Source organism: Rhodococcus sp. IEGM 1366, from assembly GCF_033142425.1.
GTDB lineage: Bacteria > Actinomycetota > Actinomycetes > Mycobacteriales > Mycobacteriaceae > Rhodococcus_F > Rhodococcus_F globerula.
In genome coordinates this window covers 500,162-514,989 of record NZ_JAWLRZ010000003.1, presented here as the reverse complement: position 1 = coordinate 514,989, position 14,828 = coordinate 500,162, and the positions used below count along the sequence as shown (strand labels likewise).

The window sequence follows — 14,828 nt, the reverse complement described above, 5'->3', positions numbered from 1 at the left end:
GAAACTAGATGCGAGTCGGTCTGGGGACGGATGTTCATCCCATCGAGGTAGGACGGCCGTGTTGGATGGCCGGTTTGTTATTCGAGGATGCTGACGGCTGCTCCGGGCATTCCGACGGCGATGTTGCCGTTCACGCGTTGTGTGACGCTCTTCTCTCCGCGGCGGGATTGGGCGACCTCGGATCCGTCTTCGGTACCGGGAGGCCGGAATGGGACGGAGTGAGTGGCGTCCGGATGCTCGCCGAGGTTCGGCGGTTGCTCGAGGAAAACCAGTTCACGGTCGGCAATGCCGCAGTTCAGGTCATCGGGAATCGCCCCAAGATCGGTCCGCGTCGCGATGAGGCGCAGCGGGTCCTCTCCGAGGTTCTCGGTGCCCCGGTTTCGGTCTCCGCCACCACCACCGATGGACTCGGTTTGACCGGGCGCGGCGAGGGGATCGCCGCCATGGCCACCGCGTTGGTCATGACAACCGGCAACGACAGGTAAGATCGCTGGTCGTGACCCTGCGCCTATACGACACCGGTACGCGGGCCCTGCGGGATTTTGTTCCGTTGGTCCCCGGACATGCATCGGTGTACCTGTGTGGGGCGACAGTCCAGGGTGATCCTCACATCGGACACGTGCGTAGCGGCGTCGCATTCGACGTGCTGCGCCGCTGGTTGCTGGCGCACGACAACGACGTTGCATTCGTGCGCAATGTGACGGACATCGACGACAAGATCTTGAACAAGGCTGCCGACGCCGGCCGTCCCTGGTGGGAGTGGGCCACGACGTTCGAGCGTTCCTTCACGTGGGCGTACGACCAGTTGGGTGTATTGCCGCCGTCGATCGAACCGCGGGCCACCGGTCACGTCACGCAGATGGTCACGATGATGGAGCGTCTCATCGCGAACGGTCATGCGTACGCCGCGGGCGGCGACGTCTACTTCGACGTGCAGAGCTACCCCGAATACGGCGCACTCTCCGGGCACAAGCTCGACGACGTCCATCAGGGTGAGAGTGCTGCCGAGGGCAAGCGTGACCCGCGTGACTTCACGCTGTGGAAGACGGCCAAGCCTGGCGAACCCTCGTGGCCGACTCCGTGGGGACCCGGCCGTCCCGGCTGGCATCTCGAATGCTCGGCCATGGCGGAGTTCTATCTCGGCGCCGCATTCGATATTCATTGCGGTGGAAGGGATTTGGTCTTCCCGCATCACGAGAACGAGATTGCCCAGGCAAAGTGCGTCGGCGACGATTTTGCTCAGTACTGGCTGCACAACGGCTGGGTCACGATGAGTGGCGAGAAGATGTCCAAGTCGCTCGGCAATGTGCTGTCGGTGCCGAATGTCTTGAAAAAGGTTCGCCCGCAAGAACTTAGGTACTACCTCGGTAGTGCTCACTACCGTTCGAATCTCGAGTACTCGGACGAAGCCCTCGAAGAGAGTGCCAAGTCGTACCAAGGACTCGAGGCGTTTGTCCTGCGTACGCACAAGCGCGCAGGTGGCGTCGAACTCGGGACGTGGACAGAAGGTTTCGCGGAAGCGCTCGACAACGACTTGTCGGTCCCGATCGCGTTGGCCGAGATTCACGGCAAGGCGAGTGCGGGCAATACCGCGCTCGCAGCGGGAGACCTGGGCGCGGCGCGCGTGGCGGCAGGTCAGGTGCGAGCGATGCTCGCGATCCTGGGCGTCGACCCCCTCGACGCGCATTGGTCGCAGTCCGGTGGCGACACCGAGGCGGCAATGGAAGCTTTGGACGTGTTGGTGCGCGCCGATCTCGATCGGCGGCAGCAGGCACGGACGGAAAAGAACTGGGCGGTGGCGGACGAAGTCCGTGATCGCCTCATCAAGGCGGGTATCGAAGTAACCGATACTCCCGACGGACCCGAATGGTCCCTGAAGGCAGGGCAGTAACAATGGCTGGAAACTCGAGCAGGCGCGGCGCAGTCCGTAAGGGCGGCACCAAGAAGGGCCAGGTTGCCGGTTCCGGCGGTAAGCACCGTCGCGGTCTCGAAGGGCGTGGCGCTACGCCGCCCGCCGAGGCACGCACCAAGCATCCAGCGGCGAAGCGTGCAGCGCGCGCCGCACGGGCCGACGAGAAGCAGGGTCGTGGTGGCCGTCCGGGTCCGGGCCGCAAGGTTCTCGACGGTCCCGAGACAGTGCTCGGACGCAACCCGGTGGTCGAGTGCCTGCGCGCTGGCGTTCCGGCGACGGCGCTGTGGGTTGCCGTCGGCACCGAGAGCGACGACCGCCTGAAGGAATCCGTTCAGCTTGCCGCTGATGCCGGAATCTCCATTCTCGAAGTACCGCGTACCGATCTGGATCGCCTGAGTGCCAACGGTCTTCACCAGGGCATCGCGCTGCAGGTTCCGCCGTACCGTTACGCACATCCGGACGATCTCCTGTCCGAGGCGCGTAAGCACGCCGAGCCGCCGTTGCTCGTCGCGCTGGACAACATCACCGACCCCCGCAACCTGGGCGCCGTCGTGCGCTCGGTCGCGGCTTTCGGTGGACACGGCGTCGTGATTCCCGAGCGTCGTAGCGCCAGTGTCAGTGCCGTCGCTTGGCGTACCAGTGCCGGTGCTGCTGCTCGTCTGCCGATTGCTCGCGCCACCAACCTCACTCGCACGCTCAAGGACTGGGCGTCCAAGGGTGTACAGGTTGTGGGCCTCGACGCCGGTGGCGACACCACTCTCGACGATTTCGACGGCAGCGGTCCAGTGGTGATCGTGGTCGGTTCGGAGGGCAAGGGACTCTCACGTCTCGTCCGCGAGAACTGTGACGCGATTCTGTCCATCCCCATGGCTGGACCGGTCGAGTCGCTCAACGCTTCGGTTGCTGCCGGAGTTGTGTTGGCCGACATCGCGCGTCGTCGCCGTAGCAGCTAGGGCCTTCGGCCCGGTGCGCGTTTCCGGTAGTGGGAACGACCAGAAACGCGCACGGGGGGCTTAGCCGAATTCGATTGACGTGTTGATTTCCTCGACCTGGTCGGAGAGCGCCATGTCTTCCTTATCGGTGAACTGATTCGCGAAGCTCACCAGGTACACGGGAGACGATTCGTCAGCCTGGTAGGCGATGACGGTCATGACCGCCAACAGGGGAACGTCAACGTTCGGCGGCGACCAGGTTCCGGCGATGCGGATCGCCTTCTGTCCGTCGATGTCGAGGTCGACCTTGTTCACCTCGGTCCATCCGTTGAGCATGCCGAGCGACGCCTGGGCGCCGGCAAGAACGTCGTCGGGGCTTGCGGTGCCCTGGCTTTCCACCGTCAATGTCGTGTTCGGCATGAAGCCGTTTGCATCGGCCTGGTTGCTGGACAGGATGTCCGTGACGCTTCCGGTGGTGACTTTCTGGGTCTGCGACCATCCGTCCGGAAGGCTGACGCTGATGGCCGGTGCGTCGGCGTCGGTGCCGGAGTTGAGGGTGACACGTTCGCCGCTGAAGCTGATGCTGTCATCCGACGTTGTTGCCGCGGCGGCCGAGGTAGTTGCGGAGGTCGCTACCGAGGTGGCCTCCGAGACAGCCTCGCCGTCGTCGGAGCTGCTGCATCCCGAGAGAACAAGTGCTGCGGTGATCAAACTGGCTGCGCTCAGAGCGATTGTGCTGCTCTTCATACTCATATGTCAGTTTCCTTCGGCTTATTCACGACGGCCGTGCGCCGACGCCAGCAGTGGCTGAGACTATCAGCGCCGCCTACGCCACCCGGAAGGTAACCGAACTTCCCGGTCTCATTTGCGCCAGCGTGGCGATTCCGGGGTCGGTGACCACTGCGATCACCGGATACCCGCCGGTTACGGGATGATCAGCCAGGAATATCACGGGGTGACCGTTCGGGGGCACTTGAACCGAGCCGGAGACGACGCCTTCGCTGGGCAATTCGCACGTACGTGAGCGATGCAGCGGTCCGGGGCCGCGTAGCCGAACGCCGACTCGATCGGTGTCTTCGGTGACGGTCCAGGCGTGGTGCAGCAATGCGTGGACGGAGGCGGGTGTGAACCAGTCGTCGCGCGGTCCGAGGGTGATGCCGAGCGGAACGGGGCATGGGGTGGGCGCCGGCGGTGGGATGAAATCCTCGATCGGCCACTCGGCTTCGCCAACTCCGACGAGCAGGTGATCGCCCGCGCGGACGGGCGCTGGGCCGAGTTCGGCGAGTGTGTCGGTGGAGCGAGAGCCGAGAGTTTCCGGGACGTCGATGCCGCCGCGGACAGCGAGATAGGTGCGCAGTCCGGTTGTGCTGTAGCCGATTTCGAGGAGGTCGCCGCCATCGAGTCGGAGGGTCGAGTAGTCGGCAACGGGACGTGCGTTGACTGTCACCGGTGCCCTCGCGCCGGTGACTGCAACGGTCAGCGGCCCGACGGCCTGTGCGGCGAATCCACCTGTCGTGATTTCGAGCGTGGCGGCATGAGGTGCGTTTCCTACCAGCCTGTTTGCCGCGTCGTGGGAGATCAGATCAACCGCGCCGGAGCGGCCGACGCCGCTGGCCGCGCAACCTACCCGTCCATGGTCCTGGACGGTGGTCAACGGGCCGGGGCGAACGACATCGAGCCATGCCATGAAGCCATTGTCCCTCAGCGAGGAGTGCGGGCGCAGGAATCAGGTGAAGGGCGTGATCGTCACGTCGGACGCGGTGAGCAGTCTCCGGATTTCGGTGGCCATGTCGACGGCGGCCGGGGTATCACCGTGGACGCACACCGAGTCGGCGCGGACCGTCACGCGGCTGCCGTCAATGGCGTCTACGACGCCCTCGAGCACTATCCGGCGCACGCGTTCGGCAATGGCAAGAGGGTTGTGAAGCACTGCCCCTGGCTGGTTTCGGGGCACCAACGTCCCCTCCGGCGTGTACGCGCGGTCGGCAAAGGCCTCGGTCACAACTGTCAGACCGGCCGCTTCCGCTTCGGCCAGGAACACCGAACCCGGGAGCCCGAGAACGGGGAGGGACGCGTCGTAGCTACGAACGGCGTCGACAACGGCGCGCGCTTGTTCACGGTGATGCACTATCGCGTTGTAGAGCGCGCCGTGAGGTTTGACGTACGTGACGCGGGAGCCGGCGACACGGGCCAGTCCGTCGAGTGCCCCTAGTTGATAAATGACGTCGGCCGCGAGATCGGTGGGTGAGACGTCGATGAAGCGTCGGCCGAATCCCGAAAGATCGTTGTATCCGACCTGCGCGCCGATCCGTACGTTCTGCGCCACAGCGGAGCGGCAGGTCACCAACAGTGTGGTCGGGTCACCGGCGTGAAACCCGCACGCGATATTGGCGCTGGTGACCACGGTCAGCATGGCGTTGTCGTCACCGAGCGTCCAGGCGCCGTATCCCTCGCCGAGGTCGCTGTTGAGGTCGACGCGGATCGTCATGCGTGCGCCGGAATCCGTCCGGCATTCTTGCGTCGCGCAGAACCGGTGAGGCGGCACACCAGGTAGATGACAAACGACACCGTGGTGACAAAGCTGGACACCGGAACTCCGGGTGCGAGGGAGAGCAGGATGCCGCCGACAGCGGCGAGTTCCGCGAAGACCACGGACAAGATGGTGGCCTTGAGCGGGCTTGCGGTGACGTACGCGGCCGCCGCGGCGGGCGTGATGAGCAACGACATCACCAGCAGCGCGCCCACGATCTGCACACCCAGAGCGGCCGTGATGCCGACCAGAACCGCAAAGACGATGGACAGCGCGCGTACCGGAACACCGCGGGCCGCAGCCACTTCGGGATCGGTGCTGGCGAACAGCAAGGGGCGGTAGATGAATCCCAGCGTGCCGATCACGATGACTGCGCACAGAAGAAGCAGTTCGAGTCCGCTGTTGCCAGGTGCCACGATCTGACCGACCAACAACGAGAAGCTGGTTCCGGTGCGGCCGTCGTACGCCCAGAGGAACAGCACCGACAGTCCGAGCCCGAAGGCCATGATCACGCCGATCACCGAATCGCGGTCTCGCGCTTTGGCTCCCAGTAGTCCGAAGAGAACTGCCGCGACCACCGAACCCACAATTGCTCCGGCGCCGACACTCACTCCGACCAGCAGGGCAGCCGACGCGCCGGTCAGTGACAGCTCACTGGTCCCGTGAACGGAGAACGACATCTGCCGGCTCACGATCAGCGGGCCGATGATGCCGGCCAGCAATCCGAGAATCGCCCCGGCGATCAATGCCTGCTGGACGAAGTCGTACTGCAGAAGGTCGACAGTGGCGGACACGTCGAACATCCGCGACATCGCATCGGTGAATTTGTTGCTCACGCGTGATCCTCATCGCTGTGGTGGACGCCTTCGCCCGGACGCAGGCCGCCCGCGCTGCCGAGAGCGTCGATGGCGTCGCCGGTGCCGACGACAACCAGGCGGCCACGAACCTGCAGTACCTCGACGTCGGTGTTGTACAGATCAGAGAGAACCTCGGACGTCATCACCTCGGCCGGCGTTCCGATGCGGAACTTGCCGTCGACCAGATACAGCACCCGATCGACCAGCGGAAGGATCGGATTGATCTCGTGGGTCACGAACAGTACGGCCGTGTTGTGGGTGCGTCGACGCTTGTCGATCAACGTGGACACCAGATGCTGGTTGGCGAGGTCGAGGCTGAGCAGCGGTTCGTCGCACAGCAGGATCTTCGGATCGCCGACCAGTGCCTGCGCAATACGCAATCGCTGTTGCTCACCGCCGGACATGGATCCGATGGGGGCGTCCGCGAACGCTTCGGCGCTGACCTGCGCGATGGCGTTGTCGACAATCGCGCGCCGACGCCCCCGCCGAAGCAGGCCGGTGCCCCACTGATGTCCGTCGACCCCGAGACCGACAAGGTCGCGCCCGCGCAGCGGAAGTCCGTCGTCGATGGATTTCTGCTGCGGGATGTACCCGACGTGCGAGTTTCCGGCGCGGGCCGGGGTTCCGGCGATTTCTGCGCTGCCGCCGCTGAGTTGTAGCTGCCCCAGCAGAATCTTCAGAAGTGAGGTCTTGCCGGAGCCGTTAGGGCCGAGCACGGCGATGAACTCGCCGGGCTGAACCTCGAGGTCGAGGCCGTCCCAGAGGGTGCGGGCGCCGAAGGACAATCGGGCGTCTTTCAGGGCGACTGCTGGCACGGAGTTTGTTGCCGGCGCCGTTGTATTCGCGGAGGTTTCTGTCACAAGCCGATCGGTTCTTCTCGGAATTGAGTGGGAAAAAATTACTGGGCAGAGAGGGCGTTGGCTAGCGACTCCGCGGTCTGCGTCTGCCACTGAATGTAGTCCAGGCCTTCGGGGAGAGTCTCCGTAACCTCGACGACGGGCACGCCTGCTTTCTCGGCGGTGGAGCGCATGTCCTGCGTCACTTTGTCCTGCGTCTGAGTGTTGTAGACGAGGGCCCTGGCAGCCTTGTCCGACAGCAATTGGCGCGTTGCGGCGATCGCGGCCGGTGACGGATCGTTGCCGTCTTCGATTGCGCTGGTGAATTCCTCGGGGGTTGCGTCCTTCAGTTCGGCGGCAACCAACAGGTAGTGCGCGATGGGTTCGGTCTGCGCGACCGACTCGCCGCCGTGGGCAGCGGCAATCGAATCGGTGACAGCGGTGACGCCGGCCAGTTTCTGGCTGTATGCCTGCGCGTTTGCCTCGTACGTCGACGCATTGTCGGGGTCGAGGGCACTGAGTTGGTCGGCGACGGAGTGGGCCACTGCGTCGACGGTGGGGATGTCGAACCAGACGTGCTCGTTGACGGCACCGTGCGTGTGACCGTCGTGCGATTCTCCCGAGGTCTCGCCTGCGTGGATTCCACCGTCGAGCAGGTCGTACGCGTTGACGGTCTTCTGGTCGCCCTTGCCTGCGTCGAGGATGTCGGTGACAAATTGGTCGTAGCCACCACCGTTGTAGACGACAAGCGATGCGTCGGTGATCTTGGCAGCCTGAGCCGGGGTGGCTTCGAAGGAATGCGGATCCGCGGACGGCTCGTCGATGATGGAGGTGACGGTGAGAACGTCACCTGCGACGGCCTGCGCAACGTTGCCCCACACGTTTGTGGAGGCGACGACGGAGATGCCATCGTCCCCGGTCTTTTCGGAGCCGCAGGCCGTCAGTGCCATGGCCGCTGCGACCGAGATGGTGGCGAGGGCGGCGATGCGGATTTTGGACGACGAGCGCACGAATTTTCTCCTGAACGAAGGGTGGGCTAAATGCTATTGGAAACCGTTACCGTTACACATTAGCGCATAGTCGCTGGTAGGTCATGTTCGGTTCAGCCCCGTCGTGCCGACTTTGACGGGTACCGATAACGTCCGTCTATGCCCCGGTCCCGTCAGCCACGCCGTCAAGCCACTTTGGCGTCGCTCGCCGCCGAGCTCAATGTGTCGAGAACAACAGTCTCGAACGCGTACAACCGACCCGATCAGCTCTCCGTCGAGCTTCGGGATCGAGTGCTCCAAGCGGCCAAGCGACGCGGATATCCCGGACCCGATCCGGTCGCCCGTTCCCTACGTACCCGCAAAGCCGGTGCCGTAGGACTTCTCCTCACCGAAGCGCTCAGTTACAGCTTCCGTGACCCGGCTGCCATGAGCTTCCTGGCAGGCCTCTCGGAATCCTGCGAGGAAGCTGGGCAGGGGTTGCTCCTGATTCCTGCCGGACCAGGGCGAGACGACGTGGATGCCGCCGCGGTCGTGCAGCAAGCCGGCGTCGACGGTTTTGTCGTCTATTCGGTTGCCGACGACGACCCGTATCTTGCCGCCGTCCTCGAACGTCACATCCCGATCGTGGTGTGCGATCAGCCGCGCGAGATTCCCGGAGCGTCTCTCGTGGGCATCGATGACCGCGCTGCCATGCGCAAGGTTGCCGATTACCTCATCGGTCTGGGCCACACCGAGATCGGTGTGCTTTGCATGCGGCTGGGGCGAGACCGGATGGATGGTGTTGTCAGTCAGGAGCGCCTGAAGTCGCCGCATTTCCACGTTCAGCGTGAGCGGATCGAGGGAGTGCGCGACGCGATGTCGACGGCGCAGATTGATCCGTTTTCTCTGACTGTGATCGAGCGGTACGTCCACACCACGCAGTCCGGGCACTCCGCGGCAGCGGAGGCGCTCGCGACCAATCCGAAGATCACGGCACTGATCTGCACCACCGACGTACTTGCCCTCGGCGCTTTGGACTGGGCACGCTGGCAGGGCATCGACGTGCCTGGTCAATTGTCGATCACCGGATTCGACGGCGTGGGCGAGGCGCTTCGTGAATCGCTGACCACCGTGCGCCAGCCTCAGGAGGAGAAGGGCCGGCGCGCGGGTGCACTGCTGATGTCACCGTCCGGTTCCGGTGTGCCGATCATCGAGATGCTCGAGACGGAACTACTGGTCGGCCGTACGTCGGGTCAGGCCAAGATCTGAGCGGGTAAGTCCAAGAGCTGAGCGCAGCGCAGTAGGCCGAGATGGCTGTAAGCCTGGGGATGGTTGCCGAGGGAGCGTTCTGCAACAGGGTCGTACTCTTCCGCGAGAAGACCGGTAGGACCTGCTGCTGCGACCAGTTGGTCGAACAGCGCCTCTGCTTGCAGGCGTTGTCCGATCAGCAGGTACGCCTCGACCAACCAGGCCGCGCAGAGGTGGAATCCACCCTCGATGCCGGGCAGGCCATCGTCGTGGTGATAGCGGTACACCGTTGAACCGCTACGCAATTCGGCTTCGGTGGCGACTACCGTCGCGGCAAATCGCGGGTCCTCCGGATCGATCAGCCCGGACAGTCCGATGTGCAGGGTTGCGGCGTCGAGATCTACGCCGTCGTATGCGGCGGTGTACGACTGGACGTCGTCCTTCCATCCCTTGTGGCGCACCTCGTCGGCAATCTGATCGCGCAATTCGGCCCACTCGGGCAGTGCCGTTCGGCCGAAGCGGTCGGCCAGTTTCACTGCGCGGTCGACGGTCACCCACCCCATCACCTTGGAGTAGACGTGATGGCGCGGGTTGTCGCGGATCTCCCAGATGCCGTGATCAGGTTCGAACCACCGTCGTTGCACGGCTTCGACCATTGCGCCTACTAGTTCCCAGTCGCGATCGCTCAAAGGCTCGGCAGCTCCGGCCTTTTCGCGGGCATCGGCAAGGTGGACGATCAGTTCGACGATGGGGCCGAAGACGTCGAGTTGGACTTGCTGATTGGCAGCGTTGCCAACCCGCACCGGGCGGGAGCCGGCGTACCCGGGCAGGGAGTCGATGACGGCCTCAGGCGGCAGTGACGTGCCGTTCAGCGTGTACAGCGGGTGTAGACGCTCGGGGCCCGGCAATGTTTCGAGGACACGGTGGACCCAGTCGAGGTACTCCTCGGCTTCGTGCGTCGACCCGACACTTACGAGAGCTGTTGCGGTGAGCGCGGCGTCACGCAACCAGCAGTAGCGGTAGTCCCAGTTTCGGACGCCGCCGATCTCTTCAGGCAGTGACGTGGTCGCCGCAGCCATGATGGAGCCTGAGTCGGCGTGGACGAGTCCACGCAGTGTGAGAGCGGAGCGTTTCATCAAGTCCGGCTTGAGTTTCGGCAGCTCGAGGGTTTTAGCCCAATCGGACCAGTAACTTTCCGACCTGGCGCGGCGATCCGCTTCGGGCGCCGGTGACGGGTCCATATCTGTTGTGCCGCAGCGCAGTTCGAGAACGATATCGCCGGCTGACGGCGTGACGATTGCATGGGCGGTCTGTTGATTGCCGTCGGTGGCAATATTCCACTGCACACCGGGGGATCGCAGCACGTACGGCTCGTTGGTGCCCAGGACGCGGATGCCGTCCTCCACGATCTCGAGGGTGACTTGAGCTTGGCCGAACTCCGGGCGCGGTGCAAACGAGACCACGGCGTCGGCTCTACCGGAGATGATGCGGGTGAAGTCGGTTCGGCCCTGTTGCACGTCGTGGGGGAGATAGTCGGTGACAGACAGGCTGGCCCACCGAGTTTGAACGGTCATGGTGCCGTCGAGGTACTTCTGGCTCAGCGGCAGCGCAGTCCGCCGTGGCCCGACGCTGAAGTGCCCGGCTGCTGTCCCGCCGAGCAGGTGGGCGAATACCGCTGCAGAGTCGGGTTCGGGGTGACACAACCAGGTCAGGGTGGCGTCGGGCGTAACCAACGCAACAGTGCGGGGGCTGGCAAGCATGGACAGCCGCTCGATGGGCGGCGCGTCCGCACCCGAAAGCCACGTGCGGCGCTCTTCGAGCAGAAATGCCAACGCGGCCGCGACGTCCTCGGTGCTGTCGACGCGGAAGGCGGCCATGGTGTCGCCCGGGCCGACCTTGACGCCGATGTCCGGGCCGGACAGCCTGGCGAACGCCTTTTCATCGGTGACGTCGTCGCCGATGAACACGGCGGCGGTTGCGCCGTCCTGGTGCCGGATGAGATCAAGCGCTTGGCCTTTGTCGGTGGCGATGACAGCCAGTTCTACGACGGACTTGCCTTCCGTGACCTGCACTCCCGGCCAGAGCGCGGATTCCGTTCGCACCGCGATCAGGGCTTTTTCGGCGTCGTCTTCGGGGGAGTTTCGAACGTGTAGAGCGATGCTGGCAGGTTTCTTCTCGACGGTCGCGCCGGGAGTGCGGGACGCGATCCGGGTCAGTTCGGTGCTGATCTCGCCGAGCAGTTTCTTGGCGTCGGCGTCGATGGCGTGAACAAATCCGATGTCGAATTCGGAGCCGTGACTACCGACCAGCTGTACTTCGGCGGGGAGTCGGGAGAGCGCGGCGAGGTCTTTGAGGGCACGTCCCGAGATGACGGCCGCTGTCGTGGAAGCCAGGCTGGCGAGCGAGCGAAGGGCGCGGACCGATTCCGCGCGTGGATACGCCTTCTCCGGATCCGCGACGATGGGCGCCATGGTCCCGTCGTAATCGGAGGCAACCAGCAACCGTGGCGTCTGCGCCACGGCTGAGAGGGCTCGACGGAGTTCGATGGGGAGATCCTGTGCGCTCACCTCTTCAAATCTAGGTGATTGCGAGCGTCCTGGCTCGGTACGTCGGCTCGGCAGGTGCCCAGAACCGATTATCGATCCGGATTATCCCTATGCGGGTCTGCGGGATCCGTCGCCGAGCAACAGTTCAACGGTCAATTCGAGTCGATTGGCGACGTCGGTGGCCGATGATCGGCGTGTGAGCCAAGCCACGAGGTTGGACAGCCACACATCGGAGATCACGCGGGCGATAGCCAACTGTTCGTCGTTCGGTTCCTCTTCGGTCATCGCGCGTGCAAACAATCGGTCCATCAGTTGGCCCACGTGATCGACCTCGGCAGCAGCAGACGCGTCGGCGAACATGAATGCGCGGGTCATTGCTTCGGTGAGCAGTGGATCGCGTTGCATTGCTCGGGTGATCAAACTCAGGATCAGCTGCATGCGCTCGAGCGGGCTTGTTCCGGGCGGAATCTTGCCTCTGGAGTCGATCTTCTCGAACTCACGCGCCAGAGCGGAAACCAGGAGGTGCACCTTCGACGGAAAATATCGGTAGAGCGTTCCGACGGCAACATCCGCACGCTCGGCCACCGCGCGCATCTGAACGGCTTCGTATCCGCCCTTGGATGCCAATGTCAATGTGGCATCGAGTATTCGCTTGCGACGTTCGCGTTGCGCGTTGGAGCTGAGATCGTCCTCTCCGAGCGTCGCGGATGCGACGGCAGTGGAGCGGGATCGAGATGTTGCGGTCATCGACAAATTCCTTCGCGCCTTGACTCATGGCCAGGTGTCATATTAGAACACGTTCTAAACAATTGTGTCACTAATGGAGAGGTGGGAACCAGTTGTGACTATCGCCACGACCGATGAACAACGGGCAGTCCAGGAGTCGATCGAGGCGTGGGCGCGATCAGCAGCGCCGATGGACATGGTACGCCGTGGACCAGCGAATTCGTGGCGCCAGGGTTGGCCGGATTTTGCCTCGTTGGGGCTTTTTTCCGTTGCTGTGCCCGAGTCGGTGGGCGGCTCAGGAGCTGAGATCGTCGATCTGGCGGCGATGATCGAGCAGGCTGCGATTGAACTCGTTCCGGGTCCTGTTCTCACTACGGCACTGGCCGCGTTGGTGGTCGGGCGCAGTGCAACTCCCGCGGCAAAGCGCTGGTCCGAGGCGCTTGCAGACGGTGCGATTCCCTGCGCCGTCGTATTGGACGAAAGACCAGTTGCTGCAACGGCTACCGAATCCGGAGGGCTCGAACTTCACGGTGACGGAGGTTTCGCGTGGGGCGCAGATGCCGGCGTGTCAGTACTGGTTTCCGCCGACAACGGCAATGGCGTCGTGTGGGTGCTCGTCGACGGTGAATCGAGTGGAGTCACGTATGACGCGCTCGACACGATCGACAAGTCCCGTCCGTTGGCGAAGGTCTCCTTTGATCGTGTGGTCGTGGATGCTGATCGGATCATCGGCGACATAGCGACGGGATCGGTGGCTGATCTCGCTGCGATGCTCGCGTCGGCAGAGGCTGCCGGAATTGCCGCGTGGAGCCTGCGGACTGCGGTGGAGTACGCAAAGATTCGTGAGCAGTTCGGCAAACCGATCGGTTCCTTTCAAGCGATCAAGCATCTGTGTGCCGAGATGCTGTGCCGGGTTGAAAACGTCGGTGCAGTCGCCTGGGACGCTGCCGTGGCGGCAGAGTCGGGTGACGAACTTCCGATCGCCGCAGCAGTAGCCGCCGCGGTCTCCCTGGACGCGGCAGTCGACACGGCCAAGGACTGCATCCAAGTGCTCGGCGGCATCGGGTTCACCTGGGAGCACGAGGCGCATTTCTACCTTCGTCGCGCCGTGTCGCTGCGCCAGATGATGGGCGGCTCGTCTCGTTGGCGCGCCAGGGTGGCGGAGTTGACGCTCGCGGGATCGCGTCGTCACCTGCAGATCGATCTCAGTGCGTTGGAGTCCGATCGCGCCGAAATTCGCAGTGAAGTAGCACAACTGGTCGCTCTGCCGGAGTCCGAGCAGCGCACTGCCTTGGCTGAATCGGGTTACCTCGCGCCGCATTGGCCGGTGCCGTACGGCAAAGGGGCGAAGGCAGCTCAGCAGATTTTGATCGAGGAAGAGTTGGCCGCGGCAGGCGTCGGCCGACCTGACCTGGTCATCGGATGGTGGGCCGTGCCAACCATTCTCGAGCACGGCAGTGTCGAACAGATCGAACGGTTTGCCGTCCCCACTTTGAAGGGGGACATCACGTGGTGTCAGTTGTTCAGCGAGCCGGGAGCTGGATCCGACCTCGCCGCGCTGCGCACCACTGCCGAGAAGGTAGACGGTGGATGGAAGCTCAACGGGCAGAAGGTGTGGACTTCGCTTGCGCGTGAGGCTGATTGGGCGATCTGTCTGGCGCGTACCGATCGTGGTGTGCCCAAGCACAAGGGCATAACGTACTTTCTGCTCGATATGAGAACGCCGGGGATCAGGATTTCGCCGCTGCGGGAGATCACAGGCGATTCGCTGTTCAACGAGGTGTTCCTCGACGACGTGTTCGTCCCGGACGACTGTGTCGTCGGAGAGCTCGGTGGTGGTTGGAAACTGGCCAGAACCACACTCGCCAACGAGCGGGTCGCGATGAGCGGTGGCTCGTCACTTGGTGGTGCGATGGAGGAATTGCTTGTTCTGGCAGGAAGTCCGGATCCCGTGGTCGCGGACAAGCTGGGCGGTTTGATCGGCACCGCGATGGTGGGATCGCTCTTGGAGTTGCGAACCACATTGCGGCAGTTGGATGGCCAGGATCCAGGACCGGCGTCGAGCGTCCGCAAACTGGTCGGTGTTCGGCAGCGTCAGACCGTCGCGGAATTCGCGATGGAGTTGGGCGGTCCGGCTGGTTGGGTCGAGGGGCCGTTGTCCCGGGAGTTCCTCAATACGCGTTGCCTGTCCATCGCCGGTGGTACGACGCAGATCCTGCTGACCGTCGCGGCTGAGCGAATTCTGGGGCTACCGCGGGAGTAGTAGGTCTACA

13 protein-coding genes are annotated in these 14,828 nt (G+C 63.8%); 5 read left to right on the top strand and 8 right to left on the bottom strand.

Annotated features, from left to right (window positions below):
* Window positions 1–8 precede the first annotated feature (8 nt).
* The 3 genes from ispF to rlmB are packed head-to-tail and all read left to right on the top strand — an operon-like array spanning window position 9 to window position 2,865.
* The gene (gene ispF, locus R4P64_RS12115) at window positions 9–485 is read left to right on the top strand and encodes a 2-C-methyl-D-erythritol 2,4-cyclodiphosphate synthase (protein ID WP_033232559.1); all 477 of its coding nucleotides are present in this window, start codon (window positions 9–11) and stop codon (window positions 483–485) included.
* Between the two features lie 11 nt (window positions 486–496).
* Complete coding sequence (gene cysS, locus R4P64_RS12110; protein WP_033232556.1) at window positions 497–1,891, top strand: cysteine--tRNA ligase; 1,395 nt, start codon at window positions 497–499, stop codon at window positions 1,889–1,891.
* Between the two features lie 2 nt (window positions 1,892–1,893).
* Window positions 1,894–2,865, top strand: coding sequence for a 23S rRNA (guanosine(2251)-2'-O)-methyltransferase RlmB (gene rlmB, locus R4P64_RS12105; RefSeq protein ID WP_033232555.1), 972 nt, complete (start codon window positions 1,894–1,896; stop codon window positions 2,863–2,865).
* Window positions 2,866–2,925: 60 nt separating this feature from the next.
* On the opposite strand, the gene R4P64_RS12100 is transcribed toward rlmB, so the two are convergent.
* From R4P64_RS12100 to R4P64_RS12075, 6 genes are all read right to left on the bottom strand, one after another.
* Window positions 2,926–3,597, bottom strand: a complete 672-nt coding sequence (locus R4P64_RS12100; protein WP_033232551.1) for an LpqN/LpqT family lipoprotein — start codon at window positions 3,595–3,597, stop codon at window positions 2,926–2,928.
* A 73-nt stretch (window positions 3,598–3,670) separates the two neighbouring features.
* Complete coding sequence (locus tag R4P64_RS12095; RefSeq protein ID WP_317820958.1) at window positions 3,671–4,531, bottom strand: biotin-dependent carboxyltransferase family protein; 861 nt, start codon at window positions 4,529–4,531, stop codon at window positions 3,671–3,673.
* 39 nt (window positions 4,532–4,570) lie between these two features.
* The gene (locus R4P64_RS12090; RefSeq protein WP_317820956.1) at window positions 4,571–5,332 is read right to left on the bottom strand and encodes a 5-oxoprolinase subunit PxpA; all 762 of its coding nucleotides are present in this window, start codon (window positions 5,330–5,332) and stop codon (window positions 4,571–4,573) included.
* The gene (locus tag R4P64_RS12085) at window positions 5,329–6,210 is read right to left on the bottom strand and encodes a metal ABC transporter permease (RefSeq protein ID WP_033232545.1); all 882 of its coding nucleotides are present in this window, start codon (window positions 6,208–6,210) and stop codon (window positions 5,329–5,331) included. Before R4P64_RS12085 ends, R4P64_RS12090 begins: the two co-directional genes overlap by 4 nt.
* The gene (locus tag R4P64_RS12080) at window positions 6,207–7,091 is read right to left on the bottom strand and encodes a metal ABC transporter ATP-binding protein (protein WP_116104124.1); all 885 of its coding nucleotides are present in this window, start codon (window positions 7,089–7,091) and stop codon (window positions 6,207–6,209) included. The genes R4P64_RS12085 and R4P64_RS12080 overlap by 4 nt, the downstream gene beginning before the upstream one ends.
* A 38-nt stretch (window positions 7,092–7,129) precedes the next feature.
* Window positions 7,130–8,077 (bottom strand): metal ABC transporter solute-binding protein, Zn/Mn family, encoded by a 948-nt coding sequence (locus tag R4P64_RS12075; RefSeq protein WP_116104123.1) that lies wholly within the window; start codon window positions 8,075–8,077, stop codon window positions 7,130–7,132.
* A 138-nt stretch (window positions 8,078–8,215) separates the two neighbouring features.
* On the opposite strand from R4P64_RS12075, the gene R4P64_RS12070 reads away from it, so the two are divergent.
* Window positions 8,216–9,304: a LacI family DNA-binding transcriptional regulator gene (locus R4P64_RS12070; RefSeq protein WP_033232541.1), complete on the top strand. Its 1,089-nt coding sequence runs from the start codon at window positions 8,216–8,218 to the stop codon at window positions 9,302–9,304.
* Here the strand turns inward: R4P64_RS12070 and otsB are convergent.
* Both otsB and kstR read right to left on the bottom strand, forming a co-directional pair.
* Window positions 9,289–11,850 (bottom strand): trehalose-phosphatase, encoded by a 2,562-nt coding sequence (gene otsB / locus R4P64_RS12065; RefSeq protein WP_045068411.1) that lies wholly within the window; start codon window positions 11,848–11,850, stop codon window positions 9,289–9,291. The genes R4P64_RS12070 and otsB overlap by 16 nt on opposite strands.
* An 87-nt stretch (window positions 11,851–11,937) precedes the next feature.
* Window positions 11,938–12,576, bottom strand: a complete 639-nt coding sequence (kstR, locus tag R4P64_RS12060; RefSeq protein ID WP_033232537.1) for a cholesterol catabolism transcriptional regulator KstR — start codon at window positions 12,574–12,576, stop codon at window positions 11,938–11,940.
* A gap of 94 nt (window positions 12,577–12,670) precedes the next feature.
* Between kstR and R4P64_RS12055 the strand changes: the two genes are divergently transcribed.
* Window positions 12,671–14,818: an acyl-CoA dehydrogenase gene (locus R4P64_RS12055; protein WP_317820952.1), complete on the top strand. Its 2,148-nt coding sequence runs from the start codon at window positions 12,671–12,673 to the stop codon at window positions 14,816–14,818.
* The last annotated feature ends 10 nt before the right edge of the window (window positions 14,819–14,828 follow it).